At 64.3% G+C, this 21292-nt stretch carries 23 protein-coding genes; 4 read left to right on the top strand and 19 right to left on the bottom strand.

Annotated elements, in window-relative coordinates; all coding sequences use genetic code 11:
* Window positions 1–3: 3 nt before the first annotated feature.
* Both JN280_RS23635 and gstA read right to left on the bottom strand, forming a co-directional pair.
* Window positions 4–399 carry a nuclear transport factor 2 family protein gene (locus JN280_RS23635; RefSeq protein WP_202305848.1) on the bottom strand — a complete coding sequence of 132 codons (396 nt, stop codon included), beginning with the start codon at window positions 397–399 and terminating at the stop codon, window positions 4–6.
* Between the two features lie 58 nt (window positions 400–457).
* Window positions 458–1072, bottom strand: a complete 615-nt coding sequence (gene gstA / locus JN280_RS23640; RefSeq protein ID WP_202305849.1) for a glutathione transferase GstA — start codon at window positions 1070–1072, stop codon at window positions 458–460.
* 133 nt (window positions 1073–1205) lie between these two features.
* Between gstA and JN280_RS23645 the strand changes: the two genes are divergently transcribed.
* A complete protein-coding gene (locus JN280_RS23645) occupies window positions 1206–1637 on the top strand; it encodes a winged helix-turn-helix transcriptional regulator (protein ID WP_244741976.1) in 432 nt (143 codons plus the stop codon).
* Window positions 1638–1674: 37 nt separating this feature from the next.
* On the opposite strand, the gene JN280_RS23650 is transcribed toward JN280_RS23645, so the two are convergent.
* From JN280_RS23650 to JN280_RS23665, 4 genes are all read right to left on the bottom strand, one after another.
* Complete coding sequence (locus JN280_RS23650) at window positions 1675–2217, bottom strand: carboxymuconolactone decarboxylase family protein (protein ID WP_202305851.1); 543 nt, start codon at window positions 2215–2217, stop codon at window positions 1675–1677.
* A gap of 32 nt (window positions 2218–2249) precedes the next feature.
* Window positions 2250–2612, bottom strand: a complete 363-nt coding sequence (locus JN280_RS23655; protein WP_202305852.1) for a hypothetical protein — start codon at window positions 2610–2612, stop codon at window positions 2250–2252.
* Window positions 2613–2748: 136 nt separating this feature from the next.
* Complete coding sequence (locus JN280_RS23660) at window positions 2749–3705, bottom strand: AraC family transcriptional regulator (RefSeq protein WP_244741980.1); 957 nt, start codon at window positions 3703–3705, stop codon at window positions 2749–2751.
* A gap of 338 nt (window positions 3706–4043) precedes the next feature.
* On the bottom strand, window positions 4044–4892 hold the full coding sequence (locus JN280_RS23665) for a bile acid:sodium symporter family protein (RefSeq protein ID WP_202305854.1): 849 nt from the start codon (window positions 4890–4892) through the stop codon (window positions 4044–4046).
* Window positions 4893–5777: 885 nt separating this feature from the next.
* Here JN280_RS23665 and JN280_RS23670 point away from each other — a divergent pair.
* Window positions 5778–7178 (top strand): DUF3300 domain-containing protein, encoded by a 1401-nt coding sequence (locus tag JN280_RS23670; RefSeq protein WP_202305856.1) that lies wholly within the window; start codon window positions 5778–5780, stop codon window positions 7176–7178.
* A gap of 10 nt (window positions 7179–7188) precedes the next feature.
* Entirely contained in the window at window positions 7189–8145 is a 957-nt protein-coding gene (locus tag JN280_RS23675; protein WP_202305858.1) for a DUF2950 domain-containing protein, read from the top strand.
* Between the two features lie 509 nt (window positions 8146–8654).
* Here JN280_RS23675 and JN280_RS23680 read toward each other — a convergent pair.
* From JN280_RS23680 to eno, 11 genes are all read right to left on the bottom strand, one after another.
* Entirely contained in the window at window positions 8655–9110 is a 456-nt protein-coding gene (locus JN280_RS23680; RefSeq protein ID WP_202305860.1) for a type II toxin-antitoxin system RatA family toxin, read from the bottom strand.
* 12 nt (window positions 9111–9122) lie between these two features.
* Window positions 9123–10085 carry a lipoyl synthase gene (gene lipA, locus JN280_RS23685; RefSeq protein ID WP_202305861.1) on the bottom strand — a complete coding sequence of 321 codons (963 nt, stop codon included), beginning with the start codon at window positions 10083–10085 and terminating at the stop codon, window positions 9123–9125.
* Window position 10086: 1 nt separating this feature from the next.
* On the bottom strand, window positions 10087–10377 hold the full coding sequence (locus tag JN280_RS23690) for a GlsB/YeaQ/YmgE family stress response membrane protein (RefSeq protein WP_202305862.1): 291 nt from the start codon (window positions 10375–10377) through the stop codon (window positions 10087–10089).
* Window positions 10378–10454: 77 nt separating this feature from the next.
* Entirely contained in the window at window positions 10455–11900 is a 1446-nt protein-coding gene (gene lpdA / locus JN280_RS23695; RefSeq protein WP_202305863.1) for a dihydrolipoyl dehydrogenase, read from the bottom strand.
* 18 nt (window positions 11901–11918) lie between these two features.
* Window positions 11919–12497, bottom strand: coding sequence for an N-acetyltransferase family protein (locus JN280_RS23700; protein ID WP_446720786.1), 579 nt, complete (start codon window positions 12495–12497; stop codon window positions 11919–11921).
* Window positions 12498–12499: 2 nt separating this feature from the next.
* A complete protein-coding gene (locus JN280_RS23705) occupies window positions 12500–13138 on the bottom strand; it encodes an SGNH/GDSL hydrolase family protein (protein WP_202305870.1) in 639 nt (212 codons plus the stop codon).
* 190 nt (window positions 13139–13328) lie between these two features.
* Complete coding sequence (locus JN280_RS23710; RefSeq protein WP_202305871.1) at window positions 13329–14714, bottom strand: pyruvate dehydrogenase complex dihydrolipoamide acetyltransferase; 1386 nt, start codon at window positions 14712–14714, stop codon at window positions 13329–13331.
* A 16-nt stretch (window positions 14715–14730) separates the two neighbouring features.
* Complete coding sequence (locus JN280_RS23715; RefSeq protein ID WP_202305872.1) at window positions 14731–16113, bottom strand: pyruvate dehydrogenase complex E1 component subunit beta; 1383 nt, start codon at window positions 16111–16113, stop codon at window positions 14731–14733.
* Window positions 16114–16126: 13 nt separating this feature from the next.
* Window positions 16127–17170, bottom strand: a complete 1044-nt coding sequence (gene pdhA, locus JN280_RS23720) for a pyruvate dehydrogenase (acetyl-transferring) E1 component subunit alpha (RefSeq protein WP_202305873.1) — start codon at window positions 17168–17170, stop codon at window positions 16127–16129.
* Window positions 17171–17353: 183 nt separating this feature from the next.
* Window positions 17354–17680, bottom strand: a complete 327-nt coding sequence (locus JN280_RS23725) for an FtsB family cell division protein (protein WP_202305874.1) — start codon at window positions 17678–17680, stop codon at window positions 17354–17356.
* 174 nt (window positions 17681–17854) lie between these two features.
* Window positions 17855–19129 carry a phosphopyruvate hydratase gene (gene eno / locus JN280_RS23730; protein ID WP_202305875.1) on the bottom strand — a complete coding sequence of 425 codons (1275 nt, stop codon included), beginning with the start codon at window positions 19127–19129 and terminating at the stop codon, window positions 17855–17857.
* A 155-nt stretch (window positions 19130–19284) separates the two neighbouring features.
* Between eno and JN280_RS23735 the strand changes: the two genes are divergently transcribed.
* Entirely contained in the window at window positions 19285–20298 is a 1014-nt protein-coding gene (locus tag JN280_RS23735; RefSeq protein ID WP_446720675.1) for an Lnb N-terminal periplasmic domain-containing protein, read from the top strand.
* 302 nt (window positions 20299–20600) lie between these two features.
* Here the strand turns inward: JN280_RS23735 and JN280_RS23740 are convergent, their stop codons facing one another.
* A complete protein-coding gene (locus JN280_RS23740; protein WP_202305877.1) occupies window positions 20601–20966 on the bottom strand; it encodes a PRC-barrel domain-containing protein in 366 nt (121 codons plus the stop codon).
* A gap of 91 nt (window positions 20967–21057) precedes the next feature.
* On the bottom strand, window positions 21058–21261 hold the full coding sequence (locus tag JN280_RS23745; protein WP_202305878.1) for a dodecin family protein: 204 nt from the start codon (window positions 21259–21261) through the stop codon (window positions 21058–21060).
* Window positions 21262–21292: the final 31 nt, after the last annotated feature.

The following is a 21292-nucleotide window of genomic DNA, read 5'->3' on the forward strand; positions in this document are numbered from 1 at the left end:
GGGTCACTCCGTGTCCGAGGCGAGGTTTGGCAGCGTTTCGTAGTGGAAGACCTTGGCGACGATCCGCCAGCCCGCCGCCGTGTGGATGAAGCTGAGGAAGTCGGTGAAATGACGCTCGCCGATCGCACAGCGTGCCTGGACGAGAGCCGTTTTCTCCCCGGCGAAGGTTATTGCGACCACTTCGTCGCGTCGCGCCTCGCCGCGGGCGGCCGGAGGTTCCCGCGCCGCGACGATCGGGAAATACTCCTTCATGCCTAGATTGATGGCCTCCTCGCCGGTCGCGCAGACGTAACGGGCGGCGGGGTCGAAGACCTTCGCCAGCCGGTCCACGTCGCTCAGATAGAGGCCGTCGAAGTAAAGCTGCATCTGCGCCTCGATGCGCGCGCGTGCCTGTTCCATCTGGCCACTCCCGGGGGGTGGTGAGGTCTGCCCGGAGCGGTGGGATCTGCTCGTGCAATCATGCCGCCAGCCCCTCGCGCTCCAGCACCTCGCGAACCTTCGGCCGGTCGGCGATCCGCGCTATGTAGTCGCGCACCCTCGGCCGCGAGGAAAGGTCGAAGTCGATGATTTTCGCCCAGGAGGCGACGACGAAGGTATAGGCGTCGGCCACGGTGAAGGTTTGCCCCATGATGTAGGGCCGCCCGTCCGCGAGCCGCTCCTCGAGCGCGTCGAAGCGCTTGGCAAGTTTGGCCAGCGCCTGATCCTTCAGCGCCCCCTCGGGCTTCACCGGGGCGAAGAATGGACCGAAGGATTTGTGCAACTCGGAGGCGGTGTAGTTCAACTCTGCCTGCAGCCGGACACGGTCGAGCGTTCCGTTCGCCGGCGCGAGCCCCGTCTCGGGTTTCAGGTCGGCCACGTATTGCAGGATCGCGGGGGCTTCGAGCAGCACCTCCCCTTCGTCGAGCTCGAGCGCGGGCACATAGCCCAGCGGGTTGATTTTGCCGTAGTCGGCGCCTGTCTCGGTCGTCTTGTTCGTCAGGTCGACCTTCTCGATCCTATGGGCAAGGCCCGCCTCGTTCAGCGCGATATGCACCGACTGCGAGCAGACCCCGGGACTGTAATAGAGTTTCATCGGCGTTTCCTTTCCTGTTCCGGCCCTGTCGGTCATGGAGCTTTAGTAGGGAAATCAGGTTTCCTTTGTAAACGTGCTATCTTTATGATACCTCACTTTCGAGTTTCCGATCGGTAACCCCGGAGGTGCCGCCATGGCCTTGAAGATGCGGAAGAACAAGGCGCCGAAGGTGCCCGAGGCCTGTCCGCTGCTGGAGTGCATGGCGATAATCGGCGGCGCCTGGACGCCGAACATCATCTGGTATCTGCGTGGCGGGCCCCGGCGGTTCAGCGAACTGCGCGCCGACATCCCCCAGGTTTCTCCCAAGGTGCTGACGACGCGCCTGCGCGAGCTCGAGGAATGCGGTGTGATCGAGCGCCGGGTGATGCCGACCTCGCCGCCGTCGGTCGAGTACGAACTGAACGAACTCGGCCGAAGGCTGGTGCCGGCGATCGAGGCGATTGCGCAGGTTGGCGAGGAGCTCAAGCGCCGGGCGGCCGCCGTCGTTCCGGCGGTCGCCGGGACCCCGCGGCTGAAGCACTTCCGGGCGAGCCGCGCCGCCCCTGCTGCCGATGCCGCCGAATGATGTGAAGGCCCGGCGGCGTTGCCGCCGGGCCGCTTCCTCAGCCTGCCCGGGCGCGACGGGCGGGAAAGTCGATGTCGGTGGCGGCGACATGGTTGAGGTAGTTGGTGAAGATGTTCGCCACAACGTTGCCCACCGTCTCGACGATGTCGGCGTCCGACAGGCCCGCCTCGCGCGCCGCCCTCAGATCGGAGTCCGCCACCATCCCCCGTTCGGCGGCGATGGCAACCGCCAGCCGCAGGATCGCCGCCGTGCGCGGATCGTCCGACCGGCCTGCGAGATGCGCCTCGATCGCCTCGGGCGGGACCTTCAGCCCGGCCGAGATCGCGGCATGGGCAGACGCGCAGTAATCGCAGGCATTGGCACCGGCCACCGCCAGCGCGACCGCCTCACGGGTTCGGGCATCGAAGCGGCCTCGACCGAGCGCCTCGCTGAGCCCGAGCAGCGCGTTCAGGACGGCGGGCTGGTTTGCCGCGACGCGGTAGAGGTTCGGCACCATGCCGATCTTGTCCTTGATGGCGGAAAATAGCGCCGCTGCCTCGGGGCCGGCGGTGCTGTCGGAGACTTGCGTGATGCGTGCCATGGATATGTTCCTTGCTTGGTCTTTTTTGCGGATCAGGCCGAGGCCATGACGGTTTCGGGCTTCGACAGCGCGACGACGGTCACGACCGCGACGCCGTTCAGGTAGTAGTAGGCGGCGTCGAGTCCGGAAAAGCCGAGCGCGGAGGGCAGAGCGAGGAACAGCAGCCCCACCGTCAGATCGACGGCGAGATGCAGCCGATACGGCAGCAGCCGGATCAGCCCGAACTGATGGTCGGTGAACACGGTCAGCAGCAAGGCCGCGACGCCGACAATTGGCGAGACCACGAGGGCAAGCGAGTTCGAGGCGCCGAGGCCGAGCAGGAAAGGCAGTGCGATCAGCGCTGCCGCGACCGGATAGTCGAGCCAGGCATGGATGGTTTTGGTGACGAAGCGCATGGCGCGGGTCCTTTCGACGGAGTTTCAATCAGGGCGAGTCATTCGCCGCGCCACCTGATTACGTCGAACAGACCGGACGATGAATTTCAGAAAGTCCGCTGGATATTGCAGATCGTCCGAAAGATGGAACGGTCGATCAAGCCGCTCGGGGCCTGCCCTGGCTCGTCTGCCGGAAAGCGGCAGGGGGCAGTCCGATTTCCTTGCGGAACACCCGGCTGAAGGCCGACTCCGAGGCATAGCCCGACACTTCGGCCGCCTCGGCGACGCTGAGTCCCCGTGTTGTCAGCGCCTCGCGCGCGATCTGCATCCGCCAGGACGTGACATAGCCCATCGGCGTGACGCCAAGCCGCGTGGTGAAACGCTCGGCGAAGCCGGTACGCGACAGTCCCGCCTCCCGGGCAAGCGCTGCGACGGTCCAGTCGGCGGCAGGCTGCCGATGGAACGCCGTCAGCGCCCGCGCAAGGTGGGGGTCGGCGAAGCCGGCGATGCCGTTTTCGGGGCCCTGGGCCTGCTCGATATATGCCCGGATCGCCTGGGCGAAGATCGCCTCGGACATCTTGAGCGCGATCAGGTCGCCGCCGAGCCGCGCGCCCCCGGCCTCGGCGCCGATCACCTTGAGCGTCGCCTCGAGCCATGGGCCGGCCTCCTCGCCATAGCCCCTTAAGTGGATGAAGGGCGGCAGCCTTTCGAACAGCAGGTGCCGCGAGCCCTCGGCCAGTGCGAAATGTCCGCAGATGAGCTGGGTGTCCTGCGGGTTTTCCTCGCCGCCCCAGACGAGCGTGCCATGTCCGGGAAAGCCGGAGCGCGCGAGCACATCGTCGAGCGGCAGCGCCTCTTCAGGGCCCGCATACCGGCAGGACAGCACATGTGCGGTCCCGTGTGGGATGACGATCAGGTCGCCCTGCGCCAGGTGGACGGGCATGCGCTGCCCGTCTATGCGCACCAGCGCCTCGCCCCGGTGCGCGAAGTGAAAGCGTGCCACGTCGCGGAAGGCAGGCACACGCACGCCCCAGGGTTCGGTGAAGCTCGTGCGGAAGTAGAGCGTGCCGCGGAGCGAGAGCCGGGTGAGGATGTCGCTGAGGAGGTCCAACATGCAGCCAGGGACTATACAGGGTTGTGCGCAGGCGTCCAGATGCTTGGACGAACTCGCATCCATTGCGGGCTTTTGGGCATCAATAAGCCAACACATTCGGCCGGCGATGGGTTGGCCCCGCCCGCGGCGGGCCACTTGCGCCTGAGGCCGGACCTCGGTTCGCGCTGCAGGGACTTCGGCGCTCTTCCTGTGGCACGTGGGAGCGACCCCGGCTCGCCTCCAAGCCCGCATGAGTGCCCCCTTCGGCCCCGGAATGCTCGCACGCCGAAAGTCGACATGCCGGAGACGGCTCGCGCCCCCTCCATCCACGATGGTGTTCCGGGGCCGGGCGATCTGTCTCACCCGGGATTCGCCGAAATCGGCAGGCTGCGTTTGCGCCATCGAAGATAGGGGATCGAGACGAGCACCGAGGCGACCACATAGGCTGCAAGGATCACCATCGTCTTCGGCCCCCTGAAGGTCGTCGCGACGATCACGGCGATGCCGACATGTCGGGTCACGCAGGCGATGGCGAGTGCCGTCCGATCACCCGGTTCGGGGCCTCCGAACAGGTGGCCGATCGCAAGCGCGATCAGCATCAGCGCAACCAGCGCAGACATCCCCGTCGCCTGGATTTCGAGCAGAAGCCGCCAGTGGAGCACGAGCAGCAGTACGCTGGCTGCAGTCAGCCCTCCCCCGGCGATGATCGTCGCCCTGTCGGCATAGCGCGCCGTCAGGTCAGGCAGGAGAGCCCCCAGAGCCATCCCCGCCGCCAACGGCAGCAGGAACGACTTTGCCAGCGACGTGGCCACGTCGAGGGAGGAGATATCCGCCGCGACGTCGAAGTAGCTGGCGAGTGCGGCCACCCACAGGGGAACGACCACGATCGCCAGAAGCGAGGTCGTTACGACGAGGCTGAACGAATATTCCGGACTGCCGAACTTTTCGAGCTTGCGGGGCAGCAGCGGCGCGCCTGCCGAAACGGCCAGCACCAGCAATGCGGCCTTGGCGCCGGGAGCCAAGGGCCATGATACGGCGATCAGCCAGGCCGCCAGCGGAACCATCACGAACATCGCTACGAGCGAACGCATCAACAATGCCGGTCGCCTTGCGAGATAGAGGATGTCGGAGAGCCTGGCGCCCATTCCGATCGCCAGGATAAGAACCGCCATTGCGGCCTTGATCAGCAGCAAGAGGGTCAAGGTCATGGTGAAATCAGCTCCCGTTTGCCGCTTGCGGCGCAACGCCCCGGAAGCCGGGACGGGACATCGGCAGATCGGGCGGCCGCGGCCAACCCGCCCGAGGTTGGGAACGCCGGCCGACACCGCCGGTGCCTACGACACGCTCCCGCAACGAGCAAATCAACGAACCGGCGAGCAGGAATGCGGCCTGCCGATTCCTGCCCGGCACATTGCGTTCGGCTGGATCGGCATTGCCCGCCGTCACCCGCATGGCTGCCACCGTCCTTTCTTCCGGATCCAGGCTGCTCTGCATGATTAGTCGATCGCGAAAGCCGCGCAAGAACCGCTGCCTGCCGAGTCCCGCAACGATCGGCCGTCGCTTCAAGAGATGAAACGCAACTCCAAGGCTTTCGTGGAGATGAACCCCTCGGATCGAAAGTGATCGCGTTGTGCGAGAGACCTGGTGCGAGAGACCTGCTCAATGCCGGCTTCCATTGCCCCTAAGTCCAACTTCCGGAGCGTGGCTTTTTCACTAGCATGGCCCGGACGGTATCGGCCGATTGCGTCGCGCGATTTGCACTGGCCCACAGCCAGCCGCCACAATCAGGAGGATGGCATTGTCACGCACGACATCTCGCTTGACCATCACCGGCTCTCGTACGCCGGCAGTGGTTGCCGTCAACTCGTCCGCGGACGGACGGCCGGTTCATGCGATCTTGTCCGCGCGACTGAAAAGTGACGGTTCGGCAGAGGCAGGTGCGTCCTCCATCTGTATGAACCTCAGCGAGGTATTGAGGCTGAGCTCTATTGGAGGCCGGCTGCGATGCTGATTGATATTCTTGTGATCAACGCTAGTATTTATGTGGCGATCGGCAAGTTGGCGAACACGGCGGCCAAGGGGCGAGGTTCACCATGACACGTTGGGGTTTGGTATTGCGGGTGGCGGCTGCCTCCGCGGGTCTGGTCTTTGCAGCCGTGCCGTTTTCAACCGTCTTTGCGCAGCAACAGGCGGCAACGGCCGATGCCACGGCCGACACATCCGCGCCGGCTCCACTCTCCGAGGACGAGTTGGAGGTTCTCGTGGCGCGCATCGCGCTTTATCCGGACGAGCTGATCGCCGTGATTTCGGGCGCTTCGCTCTATCCGCTGCAGATCGTCGAGGCCGAGCGCTATCTCGAGCAGTACGCCAAGGACAAGAGCCTGAAGCCCAAGGATACTTGGGATGGAAGCGTGGTTTCGCTGCTCAACTATCCCGAGATCGTCAAGATGATGAGCGACGATCTCGACTGGACCCAGCAGTTCGGCGATGCCCTCGCCTACCAGCAGAAGGATGTGCTGATCGCCATCCAGCAACTGCGTGAGGAGGCGGTCGCCAAGGGCATCATCAAGACCGACGACAAGGTCAAGGTGGTCGAGGAGAACGACAACATCGTCATTCAGTCGGCGAGCACCGAAAAGGTCTACGTGCCGCGCTACGAGCCGGAGATGCTCTACGAACCGGGCTATGCCGTCGCGCCGATCTCCTACTATCCCGAGCCCTACCCCAGCTACTGGTATCCGACAGCGACCTTCTTTGCCGCGGCTGTGACAGGGGCGGCCTGGGCCGCAGTCGTCGATTGGGACGATTGGGGCGTGTGGGGCGGCCGCTGGGGCAACGACGTCGACATCGACTGCAACGGTTGCTTCAACAACCGCGATTTCAACGGCAAGGTCAATTTCAACGATGTCGACTGGAAGAATGTCGATCGCTCTAAGATCAACATCGACCGCAACCAGTTCGCCAAGTTCGACCGCACCAACGTCAAGAACCGTATCGAGAAGAACAGCACGAACAGCATCCGCAACCGGGCGTCGAACATCAGGAACGAGCGCAAGCCTGGGGGCGCGGGCAGGACCGCCAACGTGCAGGATGTCCGCAAGAGCACGCTCGAGGGCTTGAAGGCCAAGCCGGATCTGAAGAGGCCCGACGGGGGCAATATCAAGAGGCCCGACGGCAAAAGGCCTGACGCCTCGAAGGCCAATCTGAACAGGTCGAGTGTCAAGAAGCCGACCAATGTCAAGCGGTCTTCGGGCAAGGCAAAGCCGGCAGCTCGTGCAGATAACCGGCCCAAGAAGCCGTCCGGTCTTGGCCATGTCGGTTCCGGGAAAAAGCAGAAGATCGCCTCGAACCGCGGCGCTAAGGCCATGGGCGGCGGCGCACGCGGCGGGCACAGAGCGGCACCGCGCGGCGGTGGCGGGCGCCAAATGGCCGGGCCACGCGGTGGCGGCGGCCACAGGTCCGTCCATCGTGGCGGCGGTGGACGTCGGCGCTGAGCAGGAGGACATGACCATGAACGCTACCCGCATGTTGCTTCGCTCGCTGATGGCTACTGCCCTTGTTGCGCTGCCGTTGGCGCTCGGCTCCGCCATGTCCTTCGCGCAGGAAAATGGCGGCATATCGTCATTTGCTGCAGCTACGGAGCCGCCGCTTTTCGACACACCCGCCGCCGCGATCGAAGCCTTCAAGGCGTCGCTCGCGGCCGACGATTTCGATAGGCTCGCAAAGTTGCTCGGCCTCGACGCGGCCAAACTGAAGGCCGAGGAAAGCACGAAGGAGACCTTCGAACAGATCCGGCAGGGCGCGGCCAGGCAGGTGGTTGTCCAGGATCTGGGCGACCGCCAGTTGCTCCAGATCGGCGACAGGCTCTGGCCGCTGCCCTTTCCGATCGTGAAGGACGACGACGGCAAATGGTATTTCGATACCTATGCGGGCCTGGAAGAGATCATCAACAGACGCGTCGGCGAGAACGAGCTGGAAGCGATTTCGACGCTGCGCGCCCTTGTCGAGGCGCAGGAGGAATATTCCGCCGACGACCACGACGGCGACAGCGTGCTCGAATACGCCCAGAAGCTGATCAGCAGCGAGGGCGCCACCGACGGGCTTTACTGGCCGCCCGACCAGGGCGACGGCGAAAGCCTGATCGGCGAGTTCGCCGACCAGGCGGCATTGGGTAAGGCGAGGCAAGGCGAAGGCTATTTCGGCTATCGCTTCCGCGTTCTGACCGGCCAGGGCGACAATGTCGCCGGGGGGCGTTACGACTACGTCATCAACGGCAACATGATCGCCGGGTTCGGGCTGGTGGCCTGGCCGGTGAAGTATGGCGAAACGGGCGTCCACACTTTCGTCGTCAACCGGAATGGCGTCGTCTACGAGGCCGATCTTGGCGAGGAGACCGAAACCATCGCGACAGGGATCAAGCGGTTCAACCCCGACCAGAACTGGGACGTCGTCGCGGATTGACCGGGCCCACCGTCAAGTTTGGCCGATTGTAGCGCCGGCCAGGCCGCAAAACGGTGACCTTCCCGGGCGGGACGGCGTCTTGATCGACCGTCTCTGGGTTATGGTCGCTTTCTGTTTCCCTCCCTCGGTGAGGAGTGGTGCCGTGCTTCGGCAGGACGTCCCTTAATCCGTCTGCGGCTATCGGCCGGTTTTCACTTCTTGATGACCCACCGGTCTGCCGTGTCGGTTTGCTGTTGACATTCTTCTTGGGTCGACGGAATTTCCGACACTCAGTTTTACTTTGCGAGAATTTGCGCCTGTCCGGCAGAATTTGTGTCGGCAGCGTCGGCGTCGTGATTTGCTTTGCACTCGTGGCGGAACGGCCAGCATGGCAGTTGTCCTGCAAAAATCCAGTTCTTTACAGGACGCGGGCTTTGCGGAGGATGCTACTGGCAGGTGCCGGGCGTCGGACGCTTGGTGGTGGAATCGGTGCCGGCCATGGGCTCGCGCGAAGCGAAGGCCCGATCGGATCAGGCCGGCGCGCCGTAGATCGCGTTGGCACGTTTCTCGAAGGCGTCGGTGAACATGCGGAAGGCACGGTCGAACATGGCGCCCATCAGCGCGCCGAGCACCCGGCTCTTGAACTCGTATTCGATGTAGAAATGCACGTCGCAGCCCGACGGCGTCGCCGGGGTGAAGGCCCATGTGTTGGTGAGGTATTTGAAAGGACCCTCGAGATATTTCACCTCGATCGACTTCTCGTCCGGCTTCAGCAGCACCTGCGTCGAGAAGGTCTCGCGGATCGCCTTGTAGCCGACCGTCATGTCGGCCACGAGCATGACCCGGCCGTCGCGCTCGCGCCGGGACCGCACCGTCAGCGCTTCGCAGAGCGGGAGGAATTCGGGGTAGCTTTCGATGTCCGCGACCAGCGCGAACATCTCATCCACAGTGTGTCGGGTGTTCCTGACGGTTTCGAATTGCGGCATGAAAAGAAGGCTTTACATGCTTTTCTTCAGCTGCGCTTCACGCGCCGCCCTAAGCTTGGCGAAATCGTCTCCGGCATGGTGCGAGGAGCGAGTCAACGGGCTTGAAGCGACGACGAGGAAACCCTTGGTATAGGCGATCGTCTCATAGGACTTGAACTCGTCGGGCGTGACGAACTTCTTCACCGGGTGGTGCTTCTTGCTCGGCTGCAGGTACTGGCCGATGGTCATGAAGTCGACACCGGCCGTGCGCAGGTCGTCCATGAGCTGCAGCACCTCGTTGCGCTCCTCGCCGAGCCCCACCATGATGCCCGATTTGGTGAAGATCGACGGGTCGATCTCCTTCACGCGCTGGAGCAGCCGGATCGAATGGAAGTAGCGCGCGCCGGGGCGCACCGTCAGATAGTTCGACGGCACGGTCTCCAGATTGTGGTTGAAGACGTCGGGCTTGGCCGCCACGACCACTTCCAGCGCGCCGTCCTTGCGCAGAAAGTCGGGCGTCAGGATCTCGATCGTGGTGCCGGGTGCGGCCGCACGGATGGCGTGGATGACGTCGGCGAAGTGCTGAGCGCCGCCGTCGGCCAGGTCGTCGCGGTCCACCGAGGTGATGACCACATGGGAAAGCCCCATCTTGGCGACCGCCTTGGCCACGCTGTCCGGCTCGTTGGGATCGAGCGGCGTCGGAATGCCGGTCGCCACGTTGCAGAAGGCGCAGGCCCGCGTGCAGATCTCGCCCATGATCATGAAGGTGGCGTGCTTCTTGTCCCAGCACTCGCCGATGTTCGGGCAGCCGGCTTCTTCGCACACGGTCACGAGGCCATGCGACTTCACGATCTCGCGGGTTTCCTGATAGCCGCGCGACACCGGCGCCCTGACGCGGATCCAGTCGGGCTTTCGCAGCACTTCCTGGTCGGGCCGGTGGGCCTTTTCCGGATGCCGCGGCCGCGGCCGGTTCAACGTATCGAGGAGCGTTACCATGTCAGTCCTGTTGGGGCCGGCTCGATTGCGAGCGCCCGAAGAGCCAGAGAATGAGGATCGCGCCGACGATCGCCACGATCAGGCTGCCGAGGAATCCGTAGAACCGGATGCCGACCAGGCCGGCAAGCGTGCCGCCGACGAAGGAGCCGGCAATGCCCACCAGAATGTTGGTCAGTACCCCGTGGTCCCGATTCATCGTCCGTTCCGCAACCCAGCCGGCCAGGAAGCCGATCACGAGCATGCCGAAGAAGCCGACACCCGGCATGGCGAGAATGCCGTAGCTTTGTTCCACGAGGTGCCTCCTTGTCCGCACTTTCCCGCATATAGTTCATAACGGCGATGCGAAACAGACCTCCAAATGCGCCCGGCCTATGCGTTGAGCACACGCCCGTAGGCGTCGAGCACACTCTCTTTCATCATCTCCGACAACGTCGGATGCGGGAAGACCGTATGCATCAGCTCTTCCTCGGTCGTTTCGAGGTTCATCGCCACGACGAAACCCTGGATCAACTCGGTGACTTCGGCGCCGATCATATGCGCGCCCAGCAACTGGCCGGTCTTCTTGTCGAAGATCGTCTTGACGAAACCCTGGTCCTCGCCGAGCGCTATCGCCTTGCCGTTGGCGCCGAACTGGAAGCGGCCGACGCGTATGTCGCGACCCTCGGCCTTCGCCTTCTGCTCGGTCAGGCCGACGGATGCGACCTGCGGGTTGCAATAGGTGCAGCCGGGGATCACCGACTTGTCGAGCGCGTGCACGCCGGGCACATTGGCGATCTTCTCGACGCAGATCACGCCTTCGTGCTCCGCCTTGTGGGCGAGCAAGGGCGGGCCTGCGACGTCGCCGATCGCGTATATGCCGGGGACGCTCGTCCGGCCGTAGCCGTCGGTGACGACGGCGCCGCGTTCGGTCTTCACGCCCAGCGCCTCCAGGCCCAGATTCTCGATATTGCCCTGCACCCCCACCGCAGAGATCATCCGGTCGGCGGTGATCTTCTCGATCTTGCCGTCCTTCAGCTCGACATGGGCGGTGACCGAGTTGGCGCCCTTGTCGACCTTGTCGACCTTGGCCTCGAGCAGGATCTTCATGCCCTGCTTCTCGAACTGCTTCCTGGCGAAGGCCGAAACCTCCGCGTCCTCGACAGGCATGACGGCCGGCAGCACTTCGACGACGGTCACTTCGGCGCCCATGGTGCGATAGAAGGATGCGAACTCGATACCGATCGCGCCGGAGCCGACGACCAGCAGCGACTTCGGCATCTCCTTGGGCACCATCGCCTCGAAATAGGTCCAGATCAGCTTGCCGTCCGGTTCCAGGCCAGGCAGCACGCGCGGCCGGGCGCCGGTGGCGAGAATGATGTGCTTGGCGGTGTAGGTGCCCTCGCCCTTGGTGCCCTTGGGGGCAGCCGGCTGCGGCTCCATCGGCTTCTTCGCCGTCTTGGAGACGACGATCTCATTGGGCTTGGTGAACTTGGCCTCGCCCCAGATCACGTCGACCTTGTTCTTCTTCATCAGGAAGGCGACACCGCCGTTGAGCCGCAGGGAGACCTTGCGCGAGCGGTCTACGACGGCGGCGACGTCGGCCGACACCGTGCCGTCGATCTTCAGGCCGTAATCCTTCGCGTGCTCGGCATAGTGCATGATCTCGGCCGAACGCAGCAGCGCCTTTGTCGGGATGCAGCCCCAGTTGAGGCAGATGCCGCCCAGATGCTCGCGCTCGACGATCGCCGTCTTGAAGCCGAGCTGGGCCGAGCGCACCGCGGTCACGTAACCGCCAGGCCCCGAACCGATGATGATCACGTCGTAGTTTTCGGCCATGATGCTTCCTGTCTCCGTCTATGCGGGGTTTCGGGTGAGCAGCACCCAGTCATGTCTTTTGTGGTCCGCGGAAAGCGGGACGGCAGCCGCGCGCGACACTTCGAGAAAACCGCTCGATCGATAGAGCGACAGGGCAGTCTCGTTGTGGTTTTCGGTGATCAGGCTGGTCGGCACCTCTCCCGACTCGCGAAGCTCCTGGGCGAGCAGGGCTCGACCGATGCCCTTGCCGCGATGCTCGCGGTAGACGCCGAGGCTGTCGACGAAACGGTTGCCGATCACCTGCCGCTGCAGCGCAAGGATGGGCTCCACGACCGGATGGGGCGCGGGCATGTCGCGCGGGCTCTCGCCGATCTGATAGGCGATCAGGGCACCCGCGAGGTCGCCCTTCCATTCGGCGACCACCGCGCCCTGCCATCCTTCCGCCGGATCGTCCCGCATCCTCATGCGGCCCTTCTCCATCGCCGTGTCGAGACTGCCGTCCAGCACCGCCCCGTACCAGAACCAGGAGGCGAAGCCGTGCGAGGCGATATCGACCAGGATCGCCAGTTCGGCCGCGTCGCGCCTTTCGGCGCGCCGCATGATGAGCTCTCCCGCCAAGATCAGAGGTCCAGCGCGCGGCGCACCAGCGGCGCCAGCGCCTTGCCGATGGCGCGCGTGTTCTCGGTGTCCAGATGCACGCCGTCGAGCGGCGTCGTCCGGGCGACAGTGCCGGCGTCGAAGAAATCGCAGCCGATTTCCCGCGCGAGCGCCGCGTACTGGGTTGCCAGATGCTGCGACGCGCCTTCGCCGCCGGCGAAGGCCTGCGCGAAATCGACGTTATCCGTACGCGACACGGCGGGCGGGGAGACGATGATCAGCTTCGGAGCGGGCGCGGCAAGCTGATAGGGGTGCGTACGAACGATCTGGGCAAGCCGGGCCATGCCGTGCCTAGAGACGAAGGCGTTGCCGTGGATCCACGGCTTCATGTCGTTGGCGCCGAGCATGATGATCACCAGGTCGAGCGGCGAATGGGTACCGAGCGCGACCGGCAAGGTACGCGCGCCGTTGCGATCCTCGCCGGCGAGATTGTCATCGAAGGCCGTCGTGCGGCCGTTGAGGCCGTCGGGGATGACGTGCGCGCCGGTGCCGAGCTCCGCCTGCAGAACGCTCGGCCAGCGATCCTGATAGGCATGCCTGGACGGGCCCTCGGCATTGTAGCCCCAGGTCAGCGAGTCCCCGTAACACAGAACCGTCTTCATCGTCCGAACTCCCCCTCGATCCGATCCTTGGGCCGCCGCGTCGGGCCGCTGCGGAAAAGACATAAGAGCCGCCGTTGCGGTCCGGCGCAAGCGGTGGACGCTGTCGGGCGTTGCCCACGAAAACCGGGCGCGGAGGAGGCCGCGCCGGCGGAGCGGTCCGGAGCTCGGACCGCCGCGGCAGCGCCCCGTCCTAGACCAGCATTCCCATGGGGCTCTCGATGTAGCGCTTGAAGGCTCCGAGAAGCTCGGCGCCGAGCGCGCCGTCGACGGCGCGATGGTCCGTCGAGAGCGTGACCGACATCATGTTGGCGACCTTGATCTCGCCATTCCGGACGACAGCCCTCTCCTCGCCTGCGCCGACCGCCAGGATCGTCGCATGCGGCGGGTTGATGACGGCAGCGAAATCCTTGACGCCGAACATGCCGAGATTGGAGACCGCGGTCGTGCCGCCCTGATATTCCTCGGGCTTCAGCTTGCGGGTTTTCGCCCGGGCTGCGAGGTCCTTCATCTCGTTGGAGATGACCGACAGGGTCTTCTGGTCGGCCTTGCGCACGATCGGCGTGATCAGTCCGCCGGGAATGGACACGGCGACGCCGACATCGGCACGCTTGTGCTTCACCATCGCGCCTTCCGTCCACGACGCATTGGCATCCGGCACGGCCATCAGCGCCATCGCCATCGCCTTGATGATCATGTCGTTGACGGAAAGCTTGTAGGCTGGAGCCTCGCCCTTCTCCGTCTTGACCATCGGTGCGGCGTCGTTGAGCTGCTTGCGCAAGGCGAGCAGCGCATCGATTTCGCAGTCGAGTGTCAGATAGAAATGTGGAACGCTGCTCTTGGCCTCGACCAGACGGCGCGCGATGGTCTTGCGCATATTGTCGTGCGGCACGAGCTCGTAGGAGCCGGGCTCGAACAGCTTCAGGACCGCTTCGTCCGACATCGGCTTCGCCGCGGGCGCAGGGCTCGGAACCGGCGCAGCGGTGGGAGCCTTGGCCTCGGCGGCGGGCCTGGCGCCGCCACCGGCGATGGCGGCTTCCACGTCGGCCTTCACGACGCGACCGTGCGGTCCCGACCCGGCGATCGCCGAAACGTCGAGGCCGGCGTCCTTGGCGATGCGGCGAGCCAGGGGCGAGGCGAAGACGCGATTGCCGTCGCCGCTCGATGCCGCAGGCTTGGCGGCCTCGACCGGACCTGCCGCGCCGTTGCCGGCCGGCTTGGCCGCGGGCGCCGGAGCTTCAGCCTTGGCCGGCTCGCTTTTGGCGGGCTCGGCCTTGGCGGGTTCGGCGGCTGGCTTGGCTGCGCCGTCACCCTTCGCGGCCGCACCCGCATCCTCGCCCTCGCCGGCAAGGATGGCAATGAGCGCATTGACCTTGACGCCTTCCGTGCCTGCCGGAACGACGATCCTGGCGACGGTGCCCTCGTCGACCGCTTCGACTTCCATGGTGGCCTTGTCCGTCTCGATCTCGGCGATCACGTCGCCCGGCGAGACATGGTCGCCTTCCTTGACCAGCCATTTTGACAGGTTGCCCTCCTCCATCGTGGGCGAGAGGGCGGGCATGGTGATGTTGATCGGCATGGCTCCCTCCCCGGGCCTAGCGGTAAGTGACGGCTTTCACCGCCGCGACAACCTCGCCGACATTTGGCAAAGCGAGCTTTTCCAGGTTCGCCGCATAGGGCATCGGCACGTCCTTGCCGGCGACGGTGATTACCGGGGCGTCGAGATGGTCGAATGCGCGCTGCGAAACCTGGTTGGCGATGAAGTCGCCGACGGAGGACTGCGGGAAGCCCTCCTCGACAACGACCAGGCGGTTGGTCTTCTTGACCGACGCCACGATCGTGTCGAGATCCATCGGCCGGATCGTCCGCAGGTCGATGATCTCGGCGTCGATCCCCATCCCGCGCAGTTCAGCTTCGGCCTTGACGGCATAGGTCATGCCGATGCCGAAGGAGACGATCGTCACGTCCCTGCCCGGCTTGTGGATGCGCGCCTTGCCGATCGGCAGCACGAAATCGTCGAGCTTCGGCACCTCGAAGGTGTGACCGTAGAGGATCTCGTTCTCGAGGAAGATCACCGGATTGGGATCGCGGATCGCGGCCTTGAGCAGGCCCTTGGCGTCGGCCGCGCTGAAAGGCACCACGACCTTGAGGCCGGGGATGTGCCCGTACCAGGCGGCATAGTCCTGGCTGTGCTGGGCCGCGACGCGGGCGGCCGCGCCGTTGGGGCCGCGGAAGACGATCGGCGCGCCCATCTGGCCACCGGACATATAGAGCGTCTTGGCCGCGGAATTGACGATCTGGTCGATCGCCTGCATGGCGAAGTTGAAGGTCATGAATTCGACGATCGGCTTCAGGCCGGCCATCGCCGCGCCGACGCCGACACCGGCGAAGCCGTGCTCGGTGATCGGGGTGTCGACCACGCGCTGCGGTCCGAACTCCTGCAACAGCCCCTGCGTGATCTTGTAGGCGCCCTGGTATTCGGCGACCTCCTCGCCCATCACGAAGACATCGGGATCGCGCCGCATCTCTTCGGCCATGGCGTCGCGCAGCGCCTCGCGCACGGTCATGGTCACCATCTCCGTTCCGGCGGGAACGTCGGGATCCGCCGCCGTGTCCACCTTGGGAGCCGCCGGAACAGGCGCGGGCGCCTTCTCCTCGGCGGCGGGGGGCGCCGCTTCAGGCTTGGCCAGCGCGGCTTCCGGCGCCTTGGCCTTGCCGATGTCGCCGACGGCCTCGCCATCCTGCAGCAGCACGGCGATCGGCGTGTTCACCTTGACCCCTTCGGCGCCGGCCGGCACCAGGATCTTGCCCAGGGTGCCCTCGTCGACGGCTTCGACTTCCATGGTGGCCTTGTCGGTCTCGATCTCGGCGATGACGTCACCGGCGGTGATCTTGTCACCCTCGCTTTTCAGCCATTTCGACAGGTTGCCCTCTTCCATCGTCGGCGAGAGCGCGGGCATCAGAATTTCGATCGGCATATCCCTGCCTCCCTCAGAGCGTCACGTCGGTCCAGAGCTCGGATGCATCCGGCTCCGGATCGGTCTGGGCGAAATCGGCGGAATCGGCCACGATGTCGCGCACCTCCTTGTCGATGGCCTTGAGGTCGTCCTCGCTGGCCCATTTCTTGGCGATCAGCCGCGCCTTCACCTGCTCGATCGGATCATGCTCGGAGCGCATCTTCTGCACTTCGTCCTTCGACCTGTACTTGGCCGGGTCGGACATCGAATGGCCGCGATAGCGATAGGTCTGCATTTCGAGGATGATCGGACCGGCGCCGGAGCGGCAATGCTCGAGCGCCAACTCGCCCGCGGACTTGACCGCGCGCACGTCCATGCCGTCGACCTGGATGCCGGGAATGCGGAAGGAAGCGCCGCGGTGGGAGAAGTCCGTCTCGGCCGACGAGCGGGCAACCGAGGTGCCCATGGCATAGCGGTTGTTCTCGATGACGTAGATGACGGGCAGCTTCCACAGAGAGGCCATGTTGAAGCTCTCATAGACCTGGCCCTGGTTCGCCGCGCCGTCGCCGAAGAAGGTCAGCGACACGTTCTTGTTCTCGCGATAGCGGTTGGCGAAGGCGAGTCCGGTGCCGAGCGAGACCTGGGCGCCGACGATGCCATGACCGCCGTAGAAGTTCTTCTCCTTGGAGAACATGTGCATGGAGCCGCCCTTGCCCTTGGAGTAGCCACCCCTGCGGCCGGTCAGCTCCGCCATCACGCCGCGCGGCGACATGTCCATGGCGAGCATGTGGCCATGGTCGCGATAGGCGGTGATCATCTGGTCGCCGTCGACCATCGCCATCTTCAGGCCGGTCACCACGGCCTCCTGGCCGATGTAGAGATGGCAGAAGCCGCCTATGAAGCCCATGCCGTAGAGCTGGCCGGCCTTCTCCTCGAAGCGCCGGATCAGCAGCATCCCGCGATAGGCGGAAAGCTCTTCCTGCTTGGTGAACTCGGCCGGTTTCGGCGCTGAAAGCGCGGTTGAGGACTTCGCGTCCGGCTTGGATTTCGCCGGCGCCTTGTTAGCGGCAGTCGCCATTCATCACTCCCTGTGACTGTCTCTTCGCGGACATGGCGGGGAGATCGAAGATCATGTCCTCCCCACAGATCTGAGGGAAAGCTAACATGCCGGCCGCACTTCGGCCATGCGGAAAATCGCATGGCTGATATGCACGCTAAGTGTTTATAGTTGCAGGGATAATTAGACTTAATCAGATTTCAGTTAATTCGCGTCCGGGCGAGGCCGCATGATGGTTATCTCGTCGGCATGCGAAAGGTTCAGAGCCCGTCGGGCCTGCTCGTCGAGCATGTCCTTCTCGAGGGTCCCGTCATGCAGGAGCTGAACACGGCGCTCGAGCTCGACGCGGCGAGCCTTCAAGGCGTCCAGCTGCGCCTGCAACTCGACGGTGCGAGCCTCGAGCCGGTAGCGGGAGTAGATGCCGAATTCGCCATTATAGGCATGGAAGCCGAAATAGGCGAGGAAGGCGGCCGAGATGGTCGGCACGATCAGCCTGCCGGTGTTTCTCTTCTTGTGCTGGCGTGTCCACATAGGCGCATCCTTTTCGGCGCCATCATTGCCTCGTCATGATTAATGGCAGGTTACGAGGTCGAGGGGGCCCTTGTTTCGGATAGACGGCGAGCAGAACCTGCCAAAGGAAACGGGGCGCCTCAGCGCCCCTTTGAAAGCCTCACCAGCCCTGCGAGCAAGGGCAGACTGCAGCCCTCACCCTTTCAGGATGCTCGTGCCCGCGTAGCGCGCCTGGTTGCCGAGCTCCTCCTCGATGCGGATGAGCTGGTTGTATTTCGCCAGCCGGTCGGAGCGTGCGAGGGAGCCCGTCTTGATCTGTCCGCAATTGGTCGCGACGGCAAGGTCGGCGATGGTGGAATCCTCGGTCTCGCCGGACCGGTGCGACATCACCGCCGTGTAATTGGCCTTGTGCGCCGTCTCGACTGCGTCGAGCGTCTCGGTCAGCGAGCCGATCTGGTTGACTTTGACCAGGATCGAATTGCCGACGCCCATGCGGATGCCGTCGCGCAGACGCGCGGAATTGGTAACGAAGAGGTCGTCGCCCACGAGCTGGGTCTTCTTGCCGACGAGGTCGGTCAGCGCCTTCCAGCCGTCCCAGTCGTCCTCGGCCATGCCGTCCTCGATCGAAATGATCGGATAGTCGGCCGCGAGCTTGGCAAGATATTTGGCCTGCGCCTTCGGGTCGCGCGTCTTGCGCTCGCCCTCATAGACATAGTTGCCTTCCTTGAAAAACTCCGTCGCCGCGCAGTCCAGCGCCAGCGCCACCTGTTCGCCGGGCTTGTAGCCGGCGCTGTCGATCGACTCCATGATGAAATCGAGCGCCGCCTGTGCGCTCTTCAGATTGGGCGCGAAACCGCCCTCGTCGCCGACATTGGTATTATGGCCGGCCTCCTTGAGGCGCTTCTTCAGCGTATGGAATATCTCGGAGCCCCAGCGCACGGCGTCGCGCAGCGTCGGCGCTCCCACCGGCATGATCATGAACTCCTGGAAATCGATCGGGTTGTCGGCATGCGCGCCGCCGTTGATGATGTTCATCATCGGCACCGGCAGCACGCGAGCGTTCGGTCCGCCGACATAGCGATAAAGCGGCAGGCCGGACGCCTGCGCGGCGGCTCGCGCCACCGCAAGCGAGACGCCGAGAATGGCGTTCGCGCCGAGTCTGCTCTTGTTGGCGGTCCCGTCCAGCTCGATCATGGTCTGGTCGATGTGGATCTGGTTCTCGGCCTCCATGCCGCCGATCGCCTCGAATATCTCGCCGTTGACGGCCTCGACCGCGCGCTCCACGCCCTTGCCCAGATAGCGCGGCCCACCGTCGCGCAACTCCACCGCCTCGTGGGCGCCAGTCGAGGCGCCGGAGGGAACCGCGGCGCGGCCCATCGAGCCGTCTTCGAGCATCACATCGACTTCCACTGTGGGGTTCCCACGGCTGTCCAGGATCTCGCGTCCTACGATCTCGATAATGGCAGTCATATCAAGGAAATCCCCTCATTGAAGCAGATGGAAGGCCGGGCCCGTCTTAGACAATGCAGCGCAAAAGGCAATCAGCGGTGCGAGATTTATTGTCGTATGCGCTCGCAAGGCCCTAGGCTGAAAAGGTTCATGAGTCGCCGATGAGGGAGGCGGGATTGCGTCGGGCCGCGCGGGCTTTTTCAACCACGATCCTAATGCTGGCCGTGGCCGGCATCACTGTCTGGGCCGCGCTGGCCCTGTGGTACCGGCTGCCTGCTTCCGAGCCCGTCAATGGGCTGGCCGCCGGCCTCGCCGGCTTGTTCGGACTCGGCACGGTCGCCGCGCTTTTCAGTCGTCTTCGCTTGCCGATGCTCGTCGCCTTCGCGATCGCCTTCGGTGCCCTGCTTCTCTGGTGGAGCAGCATCAAGCCACCGGCACAGGGCGACTGGGCGCCCGAAGTCGCTCGTCAGGTTACCGGCACCGTCGATGGCGACGTCCTGACGCTGACCAATGTCCGCGACTTCGCGTGGCACAGCGCAACGGACTTCACGCCCCGCTGGGCCACGCGCAGCTACGACCTCGGCAAGCTGCGCACCCTCGATCTCTTCCTGTCCTACTGGGCGGGACCGGAAATGGCCCATGTCATACTGAGCTTCGGCTTCGAGGGTGGAGACTATCTCGCCTGGTCGATCGAAGTGCGGCGCGATACGGCAGGCAAGTTCTCGCCGGTCGGCGACCTGTTCAAGAGCAATCCGCTCGTCATCGTCGCCGCGGACGAGCGCGACGTGGTCGGCGTTCGGTCGAACTTCCGCAAGGAAGACGTTCAGCTCTACCGGCTGCGGGTCCCTCCACAAGCCGCGAAGGCACTTCTCCTCGAATATGTGGGCGACTCCAACGAGCTTGCCACCGAACCCCGATTCTACAATTCGATCACGACCAACTGCACGACGACGATCGTGAAGATGATGCGCGCGGTCGGCGACACCGTGCCCTTCGACTGGCGGCTCATCGTGAACGGCTATTTGCCCGACTATGCCTATGACAGGGGCGCCCTGACGGGCGGGCTGTCGCTCGAGGCGCTGCGTGCGGCCTCCCACATCGACTCGCGCGCCCAGGCGGCCGGGCTTTCGCCCGATTTTTCGCGGATTGTCCGCATCGGTGTGCCCTCCCCGTATCCATTGTCCGACTGACGGCCGTCAACGCCGGCTCTGGGCTCGATTCACGAAAGGAAACCCGACGACACCACAATTTATCGGTGTGCAGGCGACGTTGGGCGCTATCATCAGATTCGCGTGGGGCGAAACCGAGGGAGTTTCGCCATGTCCGAGTTGAGCGGCATTCTGAGTTTGATTTTCATCGCGGCGGCATTCCTGACGTCGTGCGATCCACAACCTTCTCAAGGTTCACTGCCGATATCGGTGATTCAGCCTCACGACTGAACGCGGCACACGGAACGGCCCCGTCAAGGGCCGTTTCCGTGGGCATTCCAACCTTACTGCCAGTATGGCTTCACCTTGTAGTAGGCGAAGGATGCGTCGCGAGCCATATGGCCGTCGTCGCGGGTAAGCTCGTTGATGTCATAGGCGGGAGCCGCCTCGAGCTGTTCGCGGGTGAGCGGCACGACATAGCCGCCCATACTCCTGTCGTAGTCCAACATGGACCACGGGACGGCGTGATATTTCTCGCCGATGCCGAGGAAGCCGCCAAAGCCGATAACGGCAAACATGATGCCGTTCGACATTTTTTCGAGCATGATGTCCTCGATCGTGCCGATCTGCTTGCCCTCGGTGTTGTAGACATTCGTGCCCATGACCCGCGAGGCGGTGATAGCGTCGGTATGTCCGGAAAGCGTTGTCATGCTTTGCTCCTCTTGTCCGTTTTGTCAGTGGGGACAATGGAGACGCGGCCGGATGGTTCCGACAATTCGGCCGCCTTGGCCGAACGCGATTTCAGTCGACGAGGATGAAGGTGACCTTCATGTTGACGCGGTACTCGGCGATCTTGCCACCCTCGACCACGACTTTCTGATCCTGGATCCAGGCGCCCTCGACATTCTTGAGCGTCTTGGCGGCGCGGGCGATGCCCTCTTCGATGGCATCCTCGAAACTCTTCTTCGACGACGCGGTGATTTCGGTAACCCGGGCGACGGCCATCGCTGTGCTCCTCCGCTATGGCTGCAGGGAA

It is taken from the genome of Mesorhizobium sp. L-8-10 (genome assembly GCF_016756635.1).
Classification (GTDB): Bacteria; Pseudomonadota; Alphaproteobacteria; order Rhizobiales; family Rhizobiaceae.